Source organism: Streptomyces sp. cf386 (genome assembly GCF_900103585.1).
Lineage (GTDB): Bacteria > Actinomycetota > Actinomycetes > Streptomycetales > Streptomycetaceae > Streptomyces.
On record NZ_FNHV01000003.1, the window covers coordinates 480,171 to 496,524 of the forward strand.

17 protein-coding genes and 2 tRNA genes are annotated in these 16,354 nt (G+C 68.1%); 3 read left to right on the top strand and 16 right to left on the bottom strand.

Annotated elements, in window-relative coordinates; genetic code table 11:
- Positions 1-54: 54 nt before the first annotated feature.
- The 10 genes from rpoB to BLU79_RS10115 all read right to left on the bottom strand — a co-directional run bounded on the left by rpoB (position 55) and on the right by BLU79_RS10115 (position 9,618).
- The gene (rpoB, locus tag BLU79_RS10065) at positions 55-3,540 is read right to left on the bottom strand and encodes a DNA-directed RNA polymerase subunit beta (RefSeq protein ID WP_093905295.1); all 3,486 of its coding nucleotides are present in this window, start codon (positions 3,538-3,540) and stop codon (positions 55-57) included.
- Positions 3,541-4,120: 580 nt separating this feature from the next.
- A complete protein-coding gene (gene rplL / locus BLU79_RS10075; RefSeq protein WP_093905296.1) occupies positions 4,121-4,504 on the bottom strand; it encodes a 50S ribosomal protein L7/L12 in 384 nt (127 codons plus the stop codon).
- 110 nt (positions 4,505-4,614) lie between these two features.
- On the bottom strand, positions 4,615-5,145 hold the full coding sequence (rplJ, locus tag BLU79_RS10080; RefSeq protein ID WP_093905297.1) for a 50S ribosomal protein L10: 531 nt from the start codon (positions 5,143-5,145) through the stop codon (positions 4,615-4,617).
- 290 nt (positions 5,146-5,435) lie between these two features.
- Entirely contained in the window at positions 5,436-6,257 is an 822-nt protein-coding gene (locus BLU79_RS10085) for an SCO4651 family lipoprotein (protein ID WP_093905298.1), read from the bottom strand.
- A gap of 129 nt (positions 6,258-6,386) precedes the next feature.
- Positions 6,387-7,112, bottom strand: a complete 726-nt coding sequence (rplA, locus tag BLU79_RS10090; RefSeq protein WP_093905299.1) for a 50S ribosomal protein L1 — start codon at positions 7,110-7,112, stop codon at positions 6,387-6,389.
- Between the two features lie 79 nt (positions 7,113-7,191).
- Positions 7,192-7,626, bottom strand: coding sequence for a 50S ribosomal protein L11 (rplK, locus tag BLU79_RS10095; protein WP_028805116.1), 435 nt, complete (start codon positions 7,624-7,626; stop codon positions 7,192-7,194).
- Positions 7,627-7,759: 133 nt separating this feature from the next.
- Positions 7,760-8,203 (bottom strand): hypothetical protein, encoded by a 444-nt coding sequence (locus BLU79_RS10100; protein WP_143052481.1) that lies wholly within the window; start codon positions 8,201-8,203, stop codon positions 7,760-7,762.
- Between the two features lie 35 nt (positions 8,204-8,238).
- Positions 8,239-9,075 carry a transcription termination/antitermination protein NusG gene (gene nusG, locus BLU79_RS10105; RefSeq protein ID WP_093905301.1) on the bottom strand — a complete coding sequence of 279 codons (837 nt, stop codon included), beginning with the start codon at positions 9,073-9,075 and terminating at the stop codon, positions 8,239-8,241.
- An 80-nt stretch (positions 9,076-9,155) separates the two neighbouring features.
- Positions 9,156-9,440 carry a preprotein translocase subunit SecE gene (gene secE, locus BLU79_RS10110; protein WP_093905302.1) on the bottom strand — a complete coding sequence of 95 codons (285 nt, stop codon included), beginning with the start codon at positions 9,438-9,440 and terminating at the stop codon, positions 9,156-9,158.
- A gap of 105 nt (positions 9,441-9,545) precedes the next feature.
- Positions 9,546-9,618: transfer RNA gene (locus tag BLU79_RS10115), tRNA-Trp, on the bottom strand.
- A gap of 285 nt (positions 9,619-9,903) precedes the next feature.
- Between BLU79_RS10115 and BLU79_RS10120 the strand changes: the two genes are divergently transcribed.
- Entirely contained in the window at positions 9,904-11,130 is a 1,227-nt protein-coding gene (locus BLU79_RS10120; RefSeq protein WP_093905303.1) for a pyridoxal phosphate-dependent aminotransferase, read from the top strand.
- A 125-nt stretch (positions 11,131-11,255) separates the two neighbouring features.
- Positions 11,256-12,284, top strand: a complete 1,029-nt coding sequence (locus BLU79_RS10125; RefSeq protein ID WP_093905304.1) for an adenosine deaminase — start codon at positions 11,256-11,258, stop codon at positions 12,282-12,284.
- 24 nt (positions 12,285-12,308) lie between these two features.
- Here the strand turns inward: BLU79_RS10125 and BLU79_RS10130 are convergent, their stop codons facing one another.
- Positions 12,309-12,905 carry a TetR/AcrR family transcriptional regulator gene (locus tag BLU79_RS10130; RefSeq protein ID WP_093905305.1) on the bottom strand — a complete coding sequence of 199 codons (597 nt, stop codon included), beginning with the start codon at positions 12,903-12,905 and terminating at the stop codon, positions 12,309-12,311.
- A 142-nt stretch (positions 12,906-13,047) separates the two neighbouring features.
- On the opposite strand from BLU79_RS10130, the gene BLU79_RS10135 reads away from it, so the two are divergent.
- Positions 13,048-13,680, top strand: a complete 633-nt coding sequence (locus BLU79_RS10135; RefSeq protein ID WP_093905516.1) for an NAD(P)-dependent oxidoreductase — start codon at positions 13,048-13,050, stop codon at positions 13,678-13,680.
- A 34-nt stretch (positions 13,681-13,714) separates the two neighbouring features.
- Here the strand turns inward: BLU79_RS10135 and BLU79_RS10140 are convergent, their stop codons facing one another.
- The 5 genes from BLU79_RS10140 to BLU79_RS10160 all read right to left on the bottom strand — a co-directional run bounded on the left by BLU79_RS10140 (position 13,715) and on the right by BLU79_RS10160 (position 16,321).
- On the bottom strand, positions 13,715-14,770 hold the full coding sequence (locus BLU79_RS10140) for a UDP-N-acetylmuramate dehydrogenase (protein ID WP_093905517.1): 1,056 nt from the start codon (positions 14,768-14,770) through the stop codon (positions 13,715-13,717).
- Between the two features lie 189 nt (positions 14,771-14,959).
- Positions 14,960-15,388: a MaoC family dehydratase gene (locus BLU79_RS10145; RefSeq protein WP_093905306.1), complete on the bottom strand. Its 429-nt coding sequence runs from the start codon at positions 15,386-15,388 to the stop codon at positions 14,960-14,962.
- A gap of 5 nt (positions 15,389-15,393) precedes the next feature.
- Positions 15,394-15,858 (bottom strand): MaoC family dehydratase N-terminal domain-containing protein, encoded by a 465-nt coding sequence (locus BLU79_RS10150; RefSeq protein ID WP_093905307.1) that lies wholly within the window; start codon positions 15,856-15,858, stop codon positions 15,394-15,396.
- A 135-nt stretch (positions 15,859-15,993) separates the two neighbouring features.
- Entirely contained in the window at positions 15,994-16,158 is a 165-nt protein-coding gene (gene rpmG / locus BLU79_RS10155) for a 50S ribosomal protein L33 (protein ID WP_003948671.1), read from the bottom strand.
- Positions 16,159-16,248: 90 nt separating this feature from the next.
- Positions 16,249-16,321, bottom strand: a tRNA-Met gene (locus tag BLU79_RS10160).
- Positions 16,322-16,354 lie beyond the last annotated feature (33 nt).

Sequence of the window (16,354 nt, forward strand, 5' to 3'; positions counted from 1 at the left end):
CGGGGGCCTGGGGGTCGGCGGGGCCCTGTGGGTAAGGGCCCCGCCGGACTCCCGTCAGACCTCTTCGACGCTGCTCGGCTCGCGCCGGGACAGGTCGATGCCGAGCTCCTCCGCTGCGCGGAAGACGTCCTCGTCGGTGTCACGCATCTCGATGGACATACCGTCGCTGGACAGCACCTCCACGTTCAGGCAGAGCGACTGCATCTCCTTGATGAGCACCTTGAAGGACTCGGGGATGCCGGGCTCGGGGATGTTCTCGCCCTTGACGATGGCCTCGTAGACCTTCACGCGGCCGGTGACGTCGTCGGACTTGATGGTCAGCAGCTCCTGGAGGGCGTACGCGGCGCCATAAGCCTCCAGCGCCCACACCTCCATCTCACCGAAGCGCTGGCCACCGAACTGGGCCTTACCACCCAGCGGCTGCTGGGTGATCATGCTGTACGGACCGGTCGAACGGGCGTGCAGCTTGTCGTCGACCAGGTGGTGCAGCTTCAGGATGTACATGTAGCCGACCGAGATCGGCTCCGGGAACGGCTCACCCGAGCGGCCGTCGAACAGCGGGGCCTTACCGGTCGGGAGCACCATGCGCTCGCCGTCACGGTTCGGGATCGTGTGCTCGAGCAGACCGGCGAGCTCGTCCTCACGCGCACCGTCGAAGACCGGGGTGGCGACGTTGGTGCCCGGGGCGACCTGGTCGGCGCCGATGACCTGCAGGCGCTGGGCCCACTCGTCGGCGAGACCGGAGACGTCCCAGCCGCGGCTGGCGAGCCAGCCGAGGTGGATCTCCAGAACCTGTCCCGGGTTCATTCGGGACGGCACACCCAGCGGGTTGAGGATGATGTCGACCGGGGTGCCGTCCTCCAGGAACGGCATGTCCTCGATCGGCAGGATCTTCGAGATGACGCCCTTGTTGCCGTGACGGCCGGCGAGCTTGTCACCGTCGGTGATCTTGCGCTTCTGCGCCACGTACACGCGCACCAGCTGGTTCACACCGGGGGGAAGCTCGTCGCCCTCCTCGCGGTCGAAGACGCGGACGCCGATGACCTTGCCGATCTCGCCGTGCGGCACCTTCAGCGAGGTGTCACGGACCTCACGGGCCTTCTCACCGAAGATCGCGCGCAGCAGTCGCTCCTCCGGGGTCAGCTCAGTCTCACCCTTGGGCGTGACCTTGCCGACGAGGATGTCGCCGGCGACGACCTCGGCACCGATACGGATGATGCCGCGCTCGTCGAGGTCGGCGAGGACCTCCTCGGAGACGTTCGGGATGTCCCGGGTGATCTCCTCGGGGCCGAGCTTGGTGTCACGGGCGTCGACCTCGTGCTCCTCGATGTGGATCGAGGAGAGGACGTCGTCCTGCACGAGGCGCTGCGACAGGATGATCGCGTCCTCGTAGTTGTGACCCTCCCACGGCATGAACGCCACGAGCAGGTTCTTGCCCAGCGCCATCTCGCCGTTCTCGGTGGCCGGACCGTCGGCCAGGACCTGGCCCTCGATGATCCGGTCGCCCTCGTTGACGATGACCTTCTGGTTGACCGAGGTGCCCTGGTTGGAGCGGGCGAACTTGGCCAGGCGGTACGTGATGTACGTGCCGTCATCGTTGGCGGTGGTGATGTAGTCCGCGGAGACCTCCTGGACCACACCCGCCTTCTCGGCCTTGACCACGTCGCCGGCGTCGACGGCGGAGCGGTACTCCATGCCGGTGCCGACGAGCGGGGACTCGCTCTTGATGAGCGGGACGGCCTGACGCATCATGTTCGCGCCCATGAGGGCACGGTTGGCGTCGTCGTGCTCGAGGAACGGGATCATGGCGGTCGCGACCGACACCATCTGGCGCGGCGAGACGTCCATGTAGTCGACGTCCTCGCCGCCGACGTAGTCGACCTCGCCGCCGCGGCGGCGGACCAGGACGCGGGCCTCGGCGAACCGCAGGTCGTCGTTGAGCGTGGCGTTGGCCTGCGCGATGACGAAGCGGTCCTCCTCGTCGGCCGTCAGGTAGTCGACCTCGTCGGTGACCTGACCGTCGACGACCTTGCGGTACGGCGTCTCCACGAAACCGAACGCGTTGACGCGGCCGTAGGAGGCGAGCGAACCGATCAGACCGATGTTCGGGCCTTCGGGCGTCTCGATCGGGCACATACGGCCGTAGTGAGACGGGTGCACGTCACGGACCTCGAAGCCGGCCCGCTCACGGGACAGACCACCCGGACCAAGAGCCGACAGACGGCGCTTGTGGGTGAGACCCGACAGCGGGTTGTTCTGGTCCATGAACTGCGACAGCTGGCTGGTGCCGAAGAACTCCTTGATGGAGGCGACGACCGGCCGGATGTTGATCAGGGTCTGCGGCGTGATCGCCTCGACGTCCTGGGTCGTCATGCGCTCACGGACGACGCGCTCCATACGAGCCAGACCCGTACGGACCTGGTTCTGGATGAGCTCGCCGACACTGCGCAGACGACGGTTGCCGAAGTGGTCGATGTCGTCGGTCTCGACGACGATCGTCTGGCCGTTGTCCGCGGCCGTCTCGGTCTCGCCGGCGTGCAGCTTCACCAGGTACTTGATCGTCGAGATGACGTCCTCGACGGTCAGGATGCCCGCGTCGAGCGGGGCCTCCGCGCCCAGCTTCTTGTTGACCTTGTAGCGGCCGACCTTGGCGAGGTCGTAGCGCTTCGGGTTGAAGTACAGGTTCTCCAGAAGCGTCTGCGCGGCCTCACGCGTGGGGGGCTCGCCCGGACGCAGCTTGCGGTAGATGTCGAGCAGCGCGTCGTCCTGGCCCTGGGTGTGGTCCTTCTCCAGGGTGGCGCGCATGGACTCGTACTCGCCGAACTCCTCAAGGATCTGCTCGGTCGTCCAACCGAGAGCCTTGAGCAGAACGGTCACGGACTGCTTGCGCTTGCGGTCGATGCGGACACCGACCATGTCGCGCTTGTCGATCTCCAGCTCCAGCCACGCACCCCGGGACGGGATGACCTTGGCGGAGAAGATGTCCTTGTCGGACGTCTTGTCGATGGAGGAGTCGAAGTAGACGCCGGGCGAGCGGACCAGCTGCGACACCACGACACGCTCGGTGCCGTTGATGACGAAGGTGCCCTTGTGGGTCATGAGCGGGAAGTCGCCCATGAAGACCGTCTGGGACTTGATCTCGCCGGTCTCGTTGTTGGTGAACTCAGCCGTCACGAAGAGCGGAGCGGCGTACGTGAAGTCGCGCTCCTTGCACTCGTCGATGCTGTTCTTCGGCGGCTCGAAACGGTGGTCGCGGAACGTCAGCGACATCGACCCGGAGAAGTCCTCGATCGGGGAGATCTCCTCGAAGATCTCCTCCAGACCGGACTTGGTGGGGACGTCCTGACCGGACTCCAGAGCCGCCTCGACCCGACTCTGCCAGGCGGTGTTGCCGAGCAGCCAGTCAAAGCTCTCGGTCTGCAGCGCGAGCAGGTTGGGAACCTCGAGGGGCTCCTTGATCTTTGCAAAGGAGATGCGCAGCGGGGCGGTGCTGGCGCCGTTGTTCGTATTCGCGGTCGAGGCAGTGCGCGAGGCGGCCAAGAGGGGGTCCTTCCGAGGGCTCGGACTCACTACGCGCGTACCGGCCCCTCACAGGGGCACAGAGACAGGTGTTTCCTTCTCCAACCAGAAATATGGCCAGGTCAGGGTCGGTCCGGTCATCGGTGCTCAAGCGAGGGCATGCCCCTGGTGACGGGCAGGGGACAGCTAACAGGCAGCGCAAAGGGTCAGTGTAGCCACTTGGCACACTGATGTCCAGTGCGGGTTTTTCGCGACCCTCGTTGTTCTCAACGCCCTCGGCATGCTTGCCCTCAATGCACGTTGATACTGCCCTCTTCGTCGCCGATCCATGCCTCGGATTCGGATCCTTGTGGCGACGCGTCCTGAGAATTGCGCGCTGCGTGCGGTTCGTCAAGGCCCCCATGCCCGAACCGGGGGTGCCCAGGGACACGACGAAGATCACCATACCCCTCGCCATAGCGGGCGCAAGGCAACCGTGGCCGCGCCCCCAGGAACGCCGAAGAGCGACCACCCGAATGGATGATCGCTCTTCGGTGCGACTGCGTTACAGCCTCAGGAGGCTGCTTTCAGCGCGCGACGGTCGTACCGACCGCGAAAGGTCTTACTTGACCTCGACGGAGGCGCCGGCGCCCTCGAGGGACTCCTTGGCCTTGTCCGCGGCCTCCTTGTTGACCTTCTCCAGAACCGGCTTCGGCGCACCGTCGACCAGGTCCTTGGCCTCCTTCAGGCCCAGGGAGGTGAGCTCGCGCACGACCTTGATGACCTGGATCTTCTTGTCGCCGGCACCGGTGAGGACGACGTCGAACTCGTCCTTCTCCTCCGGGGCCTCGGCGGCGGCGGCACCGGCACCACCGGCGACGACGACCGGCGCGGCAGCGGCGGCGGTGACGTCGAACTTCTCCTCGAACGCCTTCACGAACTCGGAGAGCTGGATCAGGGTCATGTTCTCGAACTCGGCGAGCAGTTCGTCCTGGGTGAGAGCCATTTCGGCTTTCCTTCCACTAAATCGGCTGGTGCCGGATGTACATGTCTGGCGGGCGTACAGTCGGCCCGCTACGACCCCCGCGTCAGGCGGCGGTCATTGTGCGAGCCGAGTTACTCGGCACCGCCCTGCTCGTCCTGCTTGGCGCGAAGGGCGTCCACGGTGCGGACGAGCTTCGACGGCAGCGCCTGGAAGACGGAGGCAGCCTGGGACTGCTTCGCCTTGAAGGCACCGGCCAGCTTGGAGAGCAGAACCTCGCGGGACTCGAGGTCCGCAAGCTTCTTGATCTCGTCGGCGCTCAGCGCCTTACCGTCAAGGACACCGCCCTTGATGACGAGATTCGGGTTGTCCTTGGCAAAGTCACGGAGACCCTTCGCCGACTCCACCGGGTCACCGGTGACGAAGGCGACAGCCGTCGGACCGTTGAACAGGTCGTCCAGCGTCGAGATCCCGGCCTCGTTGGCCGCAATCTTGGTCAGCGTGTTCTTCACCACGGCGTACTGGGCGTTCTCACCGAGCGACCGGCGCAGCGTCTTGAGCTGCGCCACGGTGAGACCGCGGTACTCGGTCAGCACAGCGGCGCTGGAGTTGCGGAACTGCTCCGTCAACTCCGCAACCGCGGCAGCCTTGTCGGGCCTCGCCATGAGTCTCGGCCTCCTTCCGGGTGATTCGGACCGCGCGGACCCGAAGGAGGACTGGGGAAAACGAAACGCCCCGGCGCAGGCGCACGGGGCGGACTCGACCGGCCGCACGCACGTGAGGCGCGTACTCCGGGAGTTCTTCCACAGTCACCTGCGCGGGTCGCCCGCATTTCAGCGGATCCTTCGGCCACCGCACCCTCTTGCGAGCGCACGGCAACGACCAGCGGTCTTTGGCTTCAGAAGGGAGAGTACGGGACGGAATCGGCGTCAAGCAAATCGGCCGTTCACGGCAGTCAGGAGGTGCCGCCTCCGAGCCCTCCTCGTTTCTTCAGCAGGTCCTTGAGGTCCACCGTGTCCGCGGCCGGAGGCTTCTCTGCCGTGGCCTTCGCGCCGTAGTCGCTGTAGTACGCGGTCTGCGTGAGCTGCCCGGTGGCCGTGTGGCCCTTCTCGACTTTCTTGACCAGCAGGTTCCTGGCGTCCACCCATATGTCGACGGTCTGCGGGTCGGCGCCCTGTGCGGGCACGGTGCCGGAGTAGTGCGAGGTGCGCTCGCCTCTCACCGTCTCCTCGCCGACCTTCCGTACGTCCGTGGAGGACAGCAGCAGCTTCACCGACGTGTGCGGCGCGGTGCCGCGCATCTGGTCCGCGAGGTCCGCTCCGGAGCTGCCGGCGAGGTTCTCCAGGTCGTCGTAGGCGTACTTGATCCAGTGCTTGCCGTCTGCCTTCTCGGCGAATCTGTCGCCCATGCGCGCGTAGTAGGCGTCGGGGAGATAGCGGGCCTCCATCGACGTGGTGCCCAGCCGGCGCATCGTCTCGGCCGTGGTGCCGCCGGTGTACGTGATCGTCAGGGTGCCGGTGAGGCCGTCGCCCCAGGCGAGGGCGCCGTCGGCCGTCATGGACAGTTCCGAGCCCATATCGGTCGTGGACCTGACCCGGGCGGACTCGGCCTCGCCTGTGGCCCGCTCGACGGTGCGCAGGGCGGCTGTGACGGCGCGGGAGGGCGCGGCGCGGTCCTTCTCGTCGGACCGGTCGGAGGACGTGCATGCGGCCAGGGCCGACAGCGCGGTCAGCAGCGCGATCCAGAACGCCGATCGGCGCGCCCTCGTGCTCGTCATTCGTCCCCCCTGCGCGAACCCCGTGAATGAAAGTTAACCCAGGGCACTGACAGACAGGGCCGGACAACGGGACGGGCCCCGCACCCGGGAGGGGTGCGGGGCCCGCTTCGAGCCTGGTGAGCCGGTGGCTCAGACCGCGGCCGGGTCCTCCTCGACGAGGAGGTTGCGGGTGCGGTTCGGGTCGACGGGAATGCCGGGGCCGATCGTGGTGGTGATGGCGGCCTTCTTGATGTAGCGACCCTTGGCGGCGGACGGCTTCAGACGAAGGATCTCGTCCAGCGCGGCGCCGTAGTTCTCCACCAGCTTGGTGTCGTCGAAGGACACCTTGCCGATGATGAAGTGCAGGTTCGAGTGCTTGTCGACGCGGAACTCGATCTTGCCGCCCTTGATCTCGGTGACGGCCTTGGCGACGTCGGGGGTGACGGTGCCGGTCTTCGGGTTCGGCATCAGACCACGCGGACCGAGGACGCGGCCGAGGCGGCCGACCTTGCCCATGAGGTCCGGGGTGGCGACGACGGCGTCGAAGTCCAGGCGGCCCTTCGACACCTCGTCGATCAGTTCGTCGGAGCCGACGATGTCGGCGCCCGCGGCCTCCGCGGCCGCAGCACGGTCACCGGTCGCGAAGACCAGGACCCGGGCAGTCTTGCCGGTGCCGTGCGGCAGGTTCACGGTGCCACGGACCATCTGGTCGGCCTTACGCGGGTCGACACCCAGACGGAAGGCGACCTCGACGGTGCCGTCGAACTTGGACGCGGACGTCTCCTTGGCGAGACGGACGGCCTCGAGCGGGGCGTAGAGCTTGTCCCGGTCGACCTTGGCGTCCGCAGCGCGGAGAGTCTTGCTGCGCTTGCTCACAACTGCTCCTGTGTTTTCTTAGGAGTTGTGGTCCGGGCCGAGCAGGCCCTGCCACTCACTTCTGCTGGGGGTTTGAGGGTCAGCCCTCGACCGTGATGCCCATGGAACGGGCGGTGCCGGCGATGATCTTCGCGGCGGCGTCCAGGTCGTTGGCGTTGAGGTCGGGCATCTTGGTGGTGGCGATCTCGCGGACCTGCGCCTCGGTGATCTTGGCGACCTTGGTCTTGTGCGGCTCGCCCGAGCCCTTCTCGACACCAGCAGCCTTGAGGATCATCTTCGCGGCCGGCGGGGTCTTGGTGATGAAGGTGAAGGAACGGTCCTCGTAGACCGTGATCTCCACCGGGATGACCCAACCGCGCTGCGACTCGGTCGCGGCGTTGTAGGCCTTGCAGAACTCCATGATGTTGACGCCGTGCTGACCCAGCGCGGGGCCGACCGGCGGAGCCGGGTTGGCCGCACCGGCCTGGATCTGGAGCTTGATGAGCCCCGTGACCTTCTTCTTCTTGGGAGGCATGCTCTCTCCGGGTCCTTACTGAGAGGTTGACTGCCATCCGCGCCTTCGACCTGCGCCCATCGGGGCAAGATCCCGCAGATGGCATACCGCACAACGATAGCCGCTGTGCCCACCGGACAAGAAATCGTCCAGCTCAGACAGCCTGCGCGGGGTCCTTAGGCGGTCGGTTGCGGGCCATGTGCACCACGCCGGCCAGCAGCCCGAACAGGGTCGCGCCGCCCGGCACCGCGAGCAGCGCGGCCACGGCGCCCCGGCCCGTGTCGTGCGCGAGCGCGACCCGTTCCGGCTCGCCGGGAGCGTGGAGTACGTCCACCATGTCGCCCTCGACGTGACCCTTCGCGCGCGTGCCGACCGGAAGACCGGCCGTCACCCGCTCACCCGCCACGAAGAGGGTGACGCTGCAGCCGCCGAGGAGGCACGCCCCGTCGTGGAACGTGGCCCGGGCCGGCTGCGCTCCCCGCACCTCGGTACGCAGCCAGGCAGCCGGGAGGAAGACGGCGTACGTCAGCACCAGCACGGCGGCCGCGACTACCGCCCCGAAGAGGGCCGGCCGGACACGACGAGAGCGCCCCGACACGGTTCTCACCGGCGGGGCGCTCTCGGTAGCTGTGCTCAGTTCTTCTGGATCTGGTCGAAGGACAGCTCGACCGGCGTCTCGCGGCCGAAGATCTCCACGAGGCCCTTGACCTTCTTCGAGTCGGCGTTGATCTCGTTGATGGTGGCCTGCAGCGTGGCGAACGGGCCGTCGGTGACGGTGACCGAGTCGCCGACCTCGAAGTCCAGCACCTGGACCTCGACCTTGCGCTGCGGGGCGGGCTTGCCCTCGGCCTCGGCGGCCTCGCGGGCGGCCTTCTCCTCGGCCTCCGGGGCGAGCATCTTGACGATCTCGTCCAGGGTCAGCGGGTACGGGTCGTAGGCGTTGCCCACGAAGCCGGTGACGCCGGGGGTGTTACGGACGACACCCCAGGACTCGTTGGTCAGGTCCATACGGACCAGGACGTAACCCGGCAGCTTGTTCTGCTTGATCGTCTTGCGGTCGCCGTTCTTGATCTGGACGACCTCTTCCTGCGGCACCTCGGCCTGGAAGATGTAGTCCTCGACGTTCAGCGAGACGGCGCGCTGCTCCAGGTTGGTCTTCACGCGGTTCTCGTAACCGGCGTAGGTGTGGATGACGTACCACTCGCCGGGCAGCGTGCGGAGCTCCTCGCGCAGGGCGACGACGGGGTCGACGGGCTCGGCCTCCTCCTCGGGGGCCTCTTCCTCGGCGACCTCTTCCGCGTCCTCCACGTGCAGCGCGGCCTCCTCGGCCGGCTCGCCCGCCTCGGCGTCGGCAGCCTCGACCTCGTCCAGCTCCTCGTCCGCGCCCTCGACGATGTCGAGCTCGTCTTCCACGGACTCGACACCCTGCCCGTGTGGCTCGATGGCGTCGTTCACGTTCTGGTCAGACACGGTGGCTGCTTCTTCCTGGATACATGGGGGTGGAACATGCGAAAGGGGCGCCGGTAACCACGGCGCCCTTCGCTCTTGGCTCAGCCGAAGACGTACTTGGCGGCGTTGTCGAGCCCATAGTCAATCACGGTCACCAGGCCGATCATGATGACGACGAAGATGATCACCACAGTGGTGTACGTCGTCAGCTGGTTGCGGGTCGGCCAGACAACCTTGCGGAGTTCCGCGACGATCTGGCGGTAGAAGAGCGCGAGCCGCTTCAGCGGGCCCTTCTTGCCGCGCTTGCCGCCCTTGCGGTTCTTCTTGGACTCCGGCGCCTCGTCCTGGGCATCAGGCATGTCGATGGAGCCCACGGCGTCCGTCACTCGTCCTCACCTGATTCCGGGTCGTGGCCGTGCCGCGCCCGGTCTGAGCCGCACGGCGGTGCATTTCTGTACGTACATGCGCACACCTGGCGAAGGTGTGTGTAGCAGGGCCGGAGGGACTTGAACCCCCAACCGCCGGTTTTGGAGACCGGTGCTCTACCAATTGAGCTACGACCCTTTGGTGTGTCCCCCAACGTACCGCATCCGACCGGGTGCTCGTTGTGCACCATGCGAGTGCGACCTGCTGGAGGCCAACGAGGTGAGAGTGTACGTGGTCCCGGGCGCCTCGTCGAACAGAAAGTGGCCGATGAGGGGTTGGTCGACGGAAGATCGCCCGGAGTTGGGCCGTGCGACGGTGCAAGATCGCCCTGGCCGCGGGCGCGATCCGGACGGATGTTCAGCCGATGTTCAGTCTGTGAAACCCGCGTGCCGCCCGCGTTTCCGGTCTGAAACGATGGGCCCCATGAGCGCTGCAACCCCACCCACCGAGCGCCGGGTCTCCGCCCGAGTCGGCGCGATCTCCGAGTCCGCCACCCTCGCCGTGGACGCGAAGGCCAAGGCCCTCAAGGCCGCCGGGCGTCCGGTGATCGGCTTCGGCGCCGGTGAGCCCGACTTCCCGACTCCGGACTACATCGTCGAGGCCGCTATCGAGGCCTGCAAGAACCCGAAGTACCACCGCTACACCCCGGCCGGCGGTCTGCCCGAGCTGAAGGCCGCGATCGCCGCGAAGACGCTGCGCGACTCCGGCTACGAGCCCGAGGTCTCGCAGATCCTGGTCACCAACGGCGGCAAGCAGGCCATCTACGAGGCCTTCGCCGCGATCCTCGACCCGGGCGACGAGGTCATCGTCCCGGCCCCGTACTGGACTACGTACCCGGAGTCGATCCGGCTCGCCGGCGGTGTCCCGGTCGAGGTCGTCGCCGACGAGACGACCGGCTACCGCGTCTCGGTCGAGCAGCTGGAGGCGGCCCGCACCGAGCGGACGAAGGTCGTCCTGTTCGTCTCCCCGTCGAACCCGACCGGCGCGGTCTACAGCGCCGAGGACGCCGAGGCCATCGGCCGTTGGGCCGTCGAGCACGGTCTGTGGGTCATGACGGACGAGATCTACGAGCACCTCGTCTACGGCGACGCGAAGTTCACCTCGCTGCCCGCGATCCTTCCCGAGCTGCGGGACAAGTGCATCGTGGTCAACGGTGTCGCCAAGACGTACGCCATGACGGGCTGGCGGGTCGGCTGGATCATCGGCCCGAAGGACGTCGTCAAGGCCGCGACCAACCTCCAGTCGCACGCCACGTCGAACGTCTCGAACGTGGCCCAGGTGGCCGCCCTCGCCGCCGTCTCCGGCGACCTGGACGCCGTCGCGAAGATGCGCGAGGCCTTCGACCGCCGTCGTAAGACGATCGTGCGGATGCTCAACGAGATCGACGGCGTGCTCTGCCCGGAGCCCGAGGGGGCCTTCTACGCGTACCCGTCGGTGAAGGCGCTGCTCGGTAAGGAGATCCGCGGCAAGCGCCCGCAGGACAGCGTCGAGCTGGCCGCGCTGATCCTGGAGGAGGCCGAGGTCGCGGTCGTACCGGGCGAGGCCTTCGGCACTCCGGGCTATCTGCGGCTGTCGTACGCGCTCGGTGACGAGGACCTCGTCGAGGGCGTGAGCCGGATCCAGAAGCTGCTGGCGGAGGCCAGGGACTGACGTTCGCTTTTCCGCCATGGGACCGCCTCCGGATTTTCGGGGGTGGTCCCATTTGTTTGTGCGAGCAAGACCACTAAAGGGGAAACCGCTACCGGGACGACGGACACGTACGGCAGGATCCTGGAATGGAGCGTGTACGTGATGTCTCTGAACTGCCGAAAGCCCATCTGCACCTGCACTTCACCGGCTCGATGCGGCCGGCGACCCTGCTGGAACTGGCCGACAAATACGGCGTGCGTCTGCCCGAGGCGCTGACCGACGCACTGACCAGCGGGGAACCGCCGAAGCTGCGGGCGACGGACGAGCGGGGCTGGTTCCGCTTCCAGCGTCTGTACGACTCGGCGCGCTCGTGCCTGCGGCAGCCGGAGGACATCCAGCGGCTGGTCAGGGAGGCCGCGGAGGAGGACGTCAGGGACGGCTCCGGCTGGCTGGAGATCCAGGTCGACCCGACGTCGTACGCGCCCCGGCTGGGCGGTCTGATCCCGGCGCTGGAGATCATCCTGGACGCGGTGGAGACGGCGTCGCGGGACACGGGGCTGGGGATGCGCGTCCTGGTCGCCGCGAACCGTATGAAGCACCCGCTGGACGCCCGCACGCTGGCGCGGCTCGCGGTGCGGTACGCCGAGCGGGGCGTGGTCGGCTTCGGGTTGTCCAACGACGAACGCCGGGGCATGGCGCGGGACTTCGACCGCGCCTTCCACATCGCCCGCGAGGGTGGCCTGCTGTCGGCCCCGCACGGCGGCGAGCTGACCGGCCCCTCCTCGGTCCGCGACTGCCTGGACGACCTGGACGCGAACCGGATCGGCCACGGGGTGCGGGCGGCGGAGGACCCCCGGCTGCTGAAGCGCCTCGCCGACAGGGGCGTGACGTGCGAGGTGTGCCCCGCGTCGAACGTCGCCCTCGGCGTCTACGAGAAGCCCGAGGACGTCCCGCTGCGGACGCTCTACGAGGCCGGCGTCCCGATGGCCCTCGGCGCCGACGACCCCCTGCTCTTCGGCTCGCGCCTCGCCGCCCAGTACGACATCGCCCGCCGGCACCACGCCTTCTCGGACGAGGAGCTGGCAGAGCTGGCCCGGCAGTCGGTGCGGGCGTCGGCGGCGCCGGAGGAGGTGAAGGGGAAGCTGCTGGCGGGGGTGGACGACTGGCTGGCCTAGCCCGCGTCGTCCGGTTCGACGGAGTCAGCCGGCGATGCCCGCGAGCAGCGTGCGGGCCAGCCGGGCGGCGAACTCGTCCACCGGCGGCCGTACCGCCTCCTTCGTCGCGTCATAAGCGAACGCCCGCTGCGCGCAGGCCCCCATCAGCAGCGACGCCGCCGCGAAGGTGTCCGCGTCGGTGCTGACCCGACCCATCTCCTGCTCGGCCCTCAGGTAGGTGTCGAGCTCCTGGATCGGCACATGCGGGCCCGCCCCCATCTGTCGTACGGCGTCGTCGTGCCGCCGCTTGAGCTCGGTCTGCGCGTACAGCGACGCGGCGATCGGGAAGCTCTGCTCGTAGAACAGCGCGGCCTGGCGGGCGATCTCGGTGAGGTTCTCCTCCAGGGAGTGCCGACCGGGCTCGGCCGCGAGGCCGCTGAGCAGCGGCCGGAGTGGGGGCAGCCGCTCGGTGAGCACCTGGATGAAGAGCTCCTCCTTGCTGGCGAAGTGCTTGTACAGCGCCGCCTCGGAGCACCCGGCCGCCCTCGCGATCTCCTTCGTCGTGGTCCGCGCCAGCCCGACGGTGAGCATCAGGTCGTGGGCGGCGTCGAGCAGTCGAACGCGGGTGGGCCGGTTTTCCATGAAACGTCCAATCGCCCTTGACGGGTGGGTGAGTACTTACTCACTCTAGAGGAGAAGGGGGTGAGTGAATACTCACCCACCGAATCTCACCCATGCGGGAGACGGTATGAAACCGGGAGATGCCATGAAACCGGGAGACGTCATGAAGCTCACCGTCTTCGGTGCCACCGGAGGCATCGGCAAGGAGATCGTCCGCCAGGCACTGCACGCCGGTCACGAGGTCACGGCCGTCGTACGGGACCCCGCTCGCTTCCCCCTCACCGGCGACCGCCTGGAGGTGTTCCGCGCGGATCTGACCGACCCCGAGGCGTTGCGCCCCGCCGTCGCCGGGCGGGACGCGGTGCTGTCCGGGCTCGGCGCCCGCAGCCGTAAGGACGCCGGGATCGCGGCCCGTCTGACGCGTACGGTGCTCGGTGCCCTGGACGCCGAGGGGGTGCGGCGGCTGGTCGTGGTGAGCGCGGCGCCGGTCGGCCCCGAGCCGGAGGGCGACGGGTTCGCCGACCGGGCGATGCGCGGCATCGTCTCGGCCGCCCTCAAGGACATCTACACCGATCTGCGGGAGATGGAGGCCGAGTTGGCCCGCAGCGCCACGGAGTGGACGGTCGTACGGCCGCCCCGTCTTCAGGACAAGCCGCTCACCGGCTCGTACCGGACGGTCGTGGGCGGGTTCCCGGTCCGGGGCCGCTTCCTGGCGCGCGCCGATGTGGCGCACGCCATGCTGGCGGCGGTCCGTGACCGGGCCACGGTGAAGCAGGGCGTGGGCGTCGCCTACTGAGGCCGCCCGCGGCCGCGCCCGCGGCAAGAGGGCCCTACAGGCTGACGCCGACCGTCACCGGCTCGTTGACCAGCGTGATGCCGAAGGCCTCGCGAACGCCGGCGACGACCTCGCGAGCGAGCGCGAGGAGATCCTCGGTGGTCGCCGCACCGCGGTTGGTGAGGGCGAGGGTGTGCTTCGTGGAGATGCGGGCGGGGCCGGTGCCGTACCCCTTGGTGAAGCCCGCCTTGTCGATGAGCCAGGCCGCGGAGGTCTTGGTGTGGCCCTCCCCCGCCGGGTAGGCGGGCGGCTCCACGCCGTCGCCGAGACGCTCGCGCACGCGCGCGTGGAACGCCGAGAACTGCTCGTCGGTGAGGATCGGGTTGGTGAAGAAGGATCCGGCCGACCAGGTGTCGTGGTCCTCGAGGTCGAGGACCATGCCCTTGCCGGTACGCAGCTTCAGCACGGTCTCGCGGGCGGCGGCCAGGGGCACGCGGTCACCGACGTCGACGCCGAGGGCGCGGGCCGTCTCGGCGTACTTGACGGGGGCGGAGAGTCCGTCGGCGTCCTCCAGCCTGAAACGGACGCGCAGGACTACGTAGCGCTCGGGGTCGGCCTTGAAGCGGCTGTGGCGGTACGAGAAGGCGCACTCGGCCTTCGGGATGACGACGGTTTCGCCTGCCTGGCGGTCGTACGCGATCACCTCGGTGATCGTGGCGGAGACCTCCTGACCGTAGGCGCCGACGTTCTGGATGGGCGTGGCGCCTGCGGAGCCGGGGATTCCGGCGAGGCACTCGATCCCGGCGAGCCCGGCCTCGACGGTGCGGGCGACGGCATCGGTCCACACCTCGCCGGCGGCCAGCTCGAGGGTGGTGCCGTCCAGCTCGAAGCCCTTGGTGGCGATGACGAGCGCGGTGCCCTCAAAGCCCTTGTCACCGATGACCAGGTTCGATCCGCCGCCGATGAGCAGCAAGGGGGTCGCCTTGGCGTCCGCCTCGCGCACGACGTCGATCACGTCGGCGTCGGTGGTCGCGGTGACCAGGCGGGTGGCGGGGCCGCCGAGGCGGAAGGTGGTGAGAGGGGCGAGGGGGGCGTCGTGGAGTTCCTGCACGGGCACAAGGGTACGAGACGGGGTGCCTCCGGCGGTGGGGCCGGGGATGCCTGCGGCGGACGACGCGGGTTCGGTGGGGTGCGCGTAGCGCCTGCGGTCCCAATGAAGGCGGCAGTGATGTAGGGCGAGACGTAAGGGGCGCCCCACCATGGAGAACGCCCCTTACCTCGCGGCACGCACGCGTGCCGTTCACGCAAGCTGTACGACCGCCCGCGACATCCCGAGCACCTTCTGTCCGGCGCTCTTCACGGTCAGGTCCACGCGAACCTGGTTGTCGTCGAGCTTGGCCGCGACCTTGCCGCTGACCTCGATCGTGGCGCCCTGGTCGTCGTTCGGTACGACGACGGGCTTGATGAAGCGGACGCCGTACTGGACGACCGCACCCGGGTCGCCGGTCCAGTCGGTGACCACGCGGATCGCCTCGGCCATGGTGAACATGCCGTGCGCGATGACGTCCGGCAGGCCGACCTCTTTGGCGAACTTCTCGTTCCAGTGGATCGGGTTGAAGTCACCGGAGGCACCCGCGTACTGGACGAGCGTGGCTCGGGTCACGGGAAAGGTCTGGGTGGGCAGTTCGGTGCCGACCTCGATGTCGCCGTACGCGATCTTCGCCGTCATCGGTCTCAGGCCTCCCCTTCTGCGGAGTCCGCGCCACGGGCGACGAGCTTCGTCCAGGCGGTCACGACGTGCTCCCCCGCCTCGTCGTGGACCTCGCCGCGGATGTCCAGGATCTCGTTGCCCGCCATGGACTTGATGGCCTCGATGGTCGAGGTGACGGACAGCCGGTCGCCGGCGCGCACCGGGCGGGTGTAGGCGAACTTCTGGTCGCCGTGCACCACCCGGCTGTAGTCCAGGCCCAGCTGGGGGTCGGCGATGACCTGTCCCGCGGCCCTGAAGGTGATCGAGAACACGAAGGTCGGCGGAGCGATCACATCGGAGTGGCCGAGCGCCTTGGCGGCCTCCGGGTCCGTGTACGCCGGGTTGGAGTCCCCCACCGCCTGCGCGAACTCCCGGATCTTCTCCCGGCCCACCTCGTAGGGGTCGGTGGGCGGGTAAGTCCGCCCCACGAAGGACTGGTCGAGCGCCATGGCTCGGCACCTCCTGCTGTCTGCCTGGTGTCTGCTCTGGGCGGCCCGTGGTCGGCCGGAACCGACCGGTAACCGGGCCCGAAACGACGCGAGGCCGCCCCCACTTTCGGGGGCGGCCTCGCGTACGAGCCTGATTTATCGCGTCTCGCGGTGCGCGGTGTGCGCGTTGCAACGCGGGCAGTGCTTCTTCATCTCCAGTCGGTCCGGGTTGTTACGCCGGTTCTTCTTGGTGATGTAGTTCCGCTCCTTGCACTCCACGCAGGCCAGCGTGATCTTCGGGCGGACGTCGGTGGCAGCCACGTGAGTGCTCCTTGACGAACGGATGGGATTGGTTTAACGCAAGAAAGAGTAGCCGATCGAAGGACCGACCCCGCAATCGGCTACTGTCAGTAGCGGTGACCGGACTTGAACCGGTGACACAGCGATTATGAGCCGCTTGCTCTACCGACTGAGCTACACCGCTGTGATGCGATCGGGCCCCGCCTTGCGACGGGAA

Bases quoted from the DNA above. Each gene is read 5' to 3' on its own strand.
- rplL (WP_093905296.1), bottom strand. From the start codon at position 4,504: ATGGCTCTCACCCAGGACGAACTGCTCGCCGAGTTCGAGAACATGACC.
- BLU79_RS10150 (WP_093905307.1), bottom strand. From the start codon at position 15,858: ATGGCGCTCGACCAGTCCTTCGTGGGGCGGACTTACCCGCCCACCGAC.
- BLU79_RS10135 (WP_093905516.1), top strand. From the start codon at position 13,048: ATGAAGCTCACCGTCTTCGGTGCCACCGGAGGCATCGGCAAGGAGATC.
- BLU79_RS10130 (WP_093905305.1), bottom strand. From the start codon at position 12,905: ATGGAAAACCGGCCCACCCGCGTTCGACTGCTCGACGCCGCCCACGAC.
- BLU79_RS10120 (WP_093905303.1), top strand. From the start codon at position 9,904: ATGAGCGCTGCAACCCCACCCACCGAGCGCCGGGTCTCCGCCCGAGTC.
- BLU79_RS10145 (WP_093905306.1), bottom strand. From the start codon at position 15,388: ATGACGGCGAAGATCGCGTACGGCGACATCGAGGTCGGCACCGAACTG.
- rplJ (WP_093905297.1), bottom strand. From the start codon at position 5,145: ATGGCGAGGCCCGACAAGGCTGCCGCGGTTGCGGAGTTGACGGAGCAG.
- BLU79_RS10085 (WP_093905298.1), bottom strand. From the start codon at position 6,257: ATGACGAGCACGAGGGCGCGCCGATCGGCGTTCTGGATCGCGCTGCTG.
- BLU79_RS10125 (WP_093905304.1), top strand. From the start codon at position 11,256: ATGGAGCGTGTACGTGATGTCTCTGAACTGCCGAAAGCCCATCTGCAC.
- rplK (WP_028805116.1), bottom strand. From the start codon at position 7,626: ATGCCTCCCAAGAAGAAGAAGGTCACGGGGCTCATCAAGCTCCAGATC.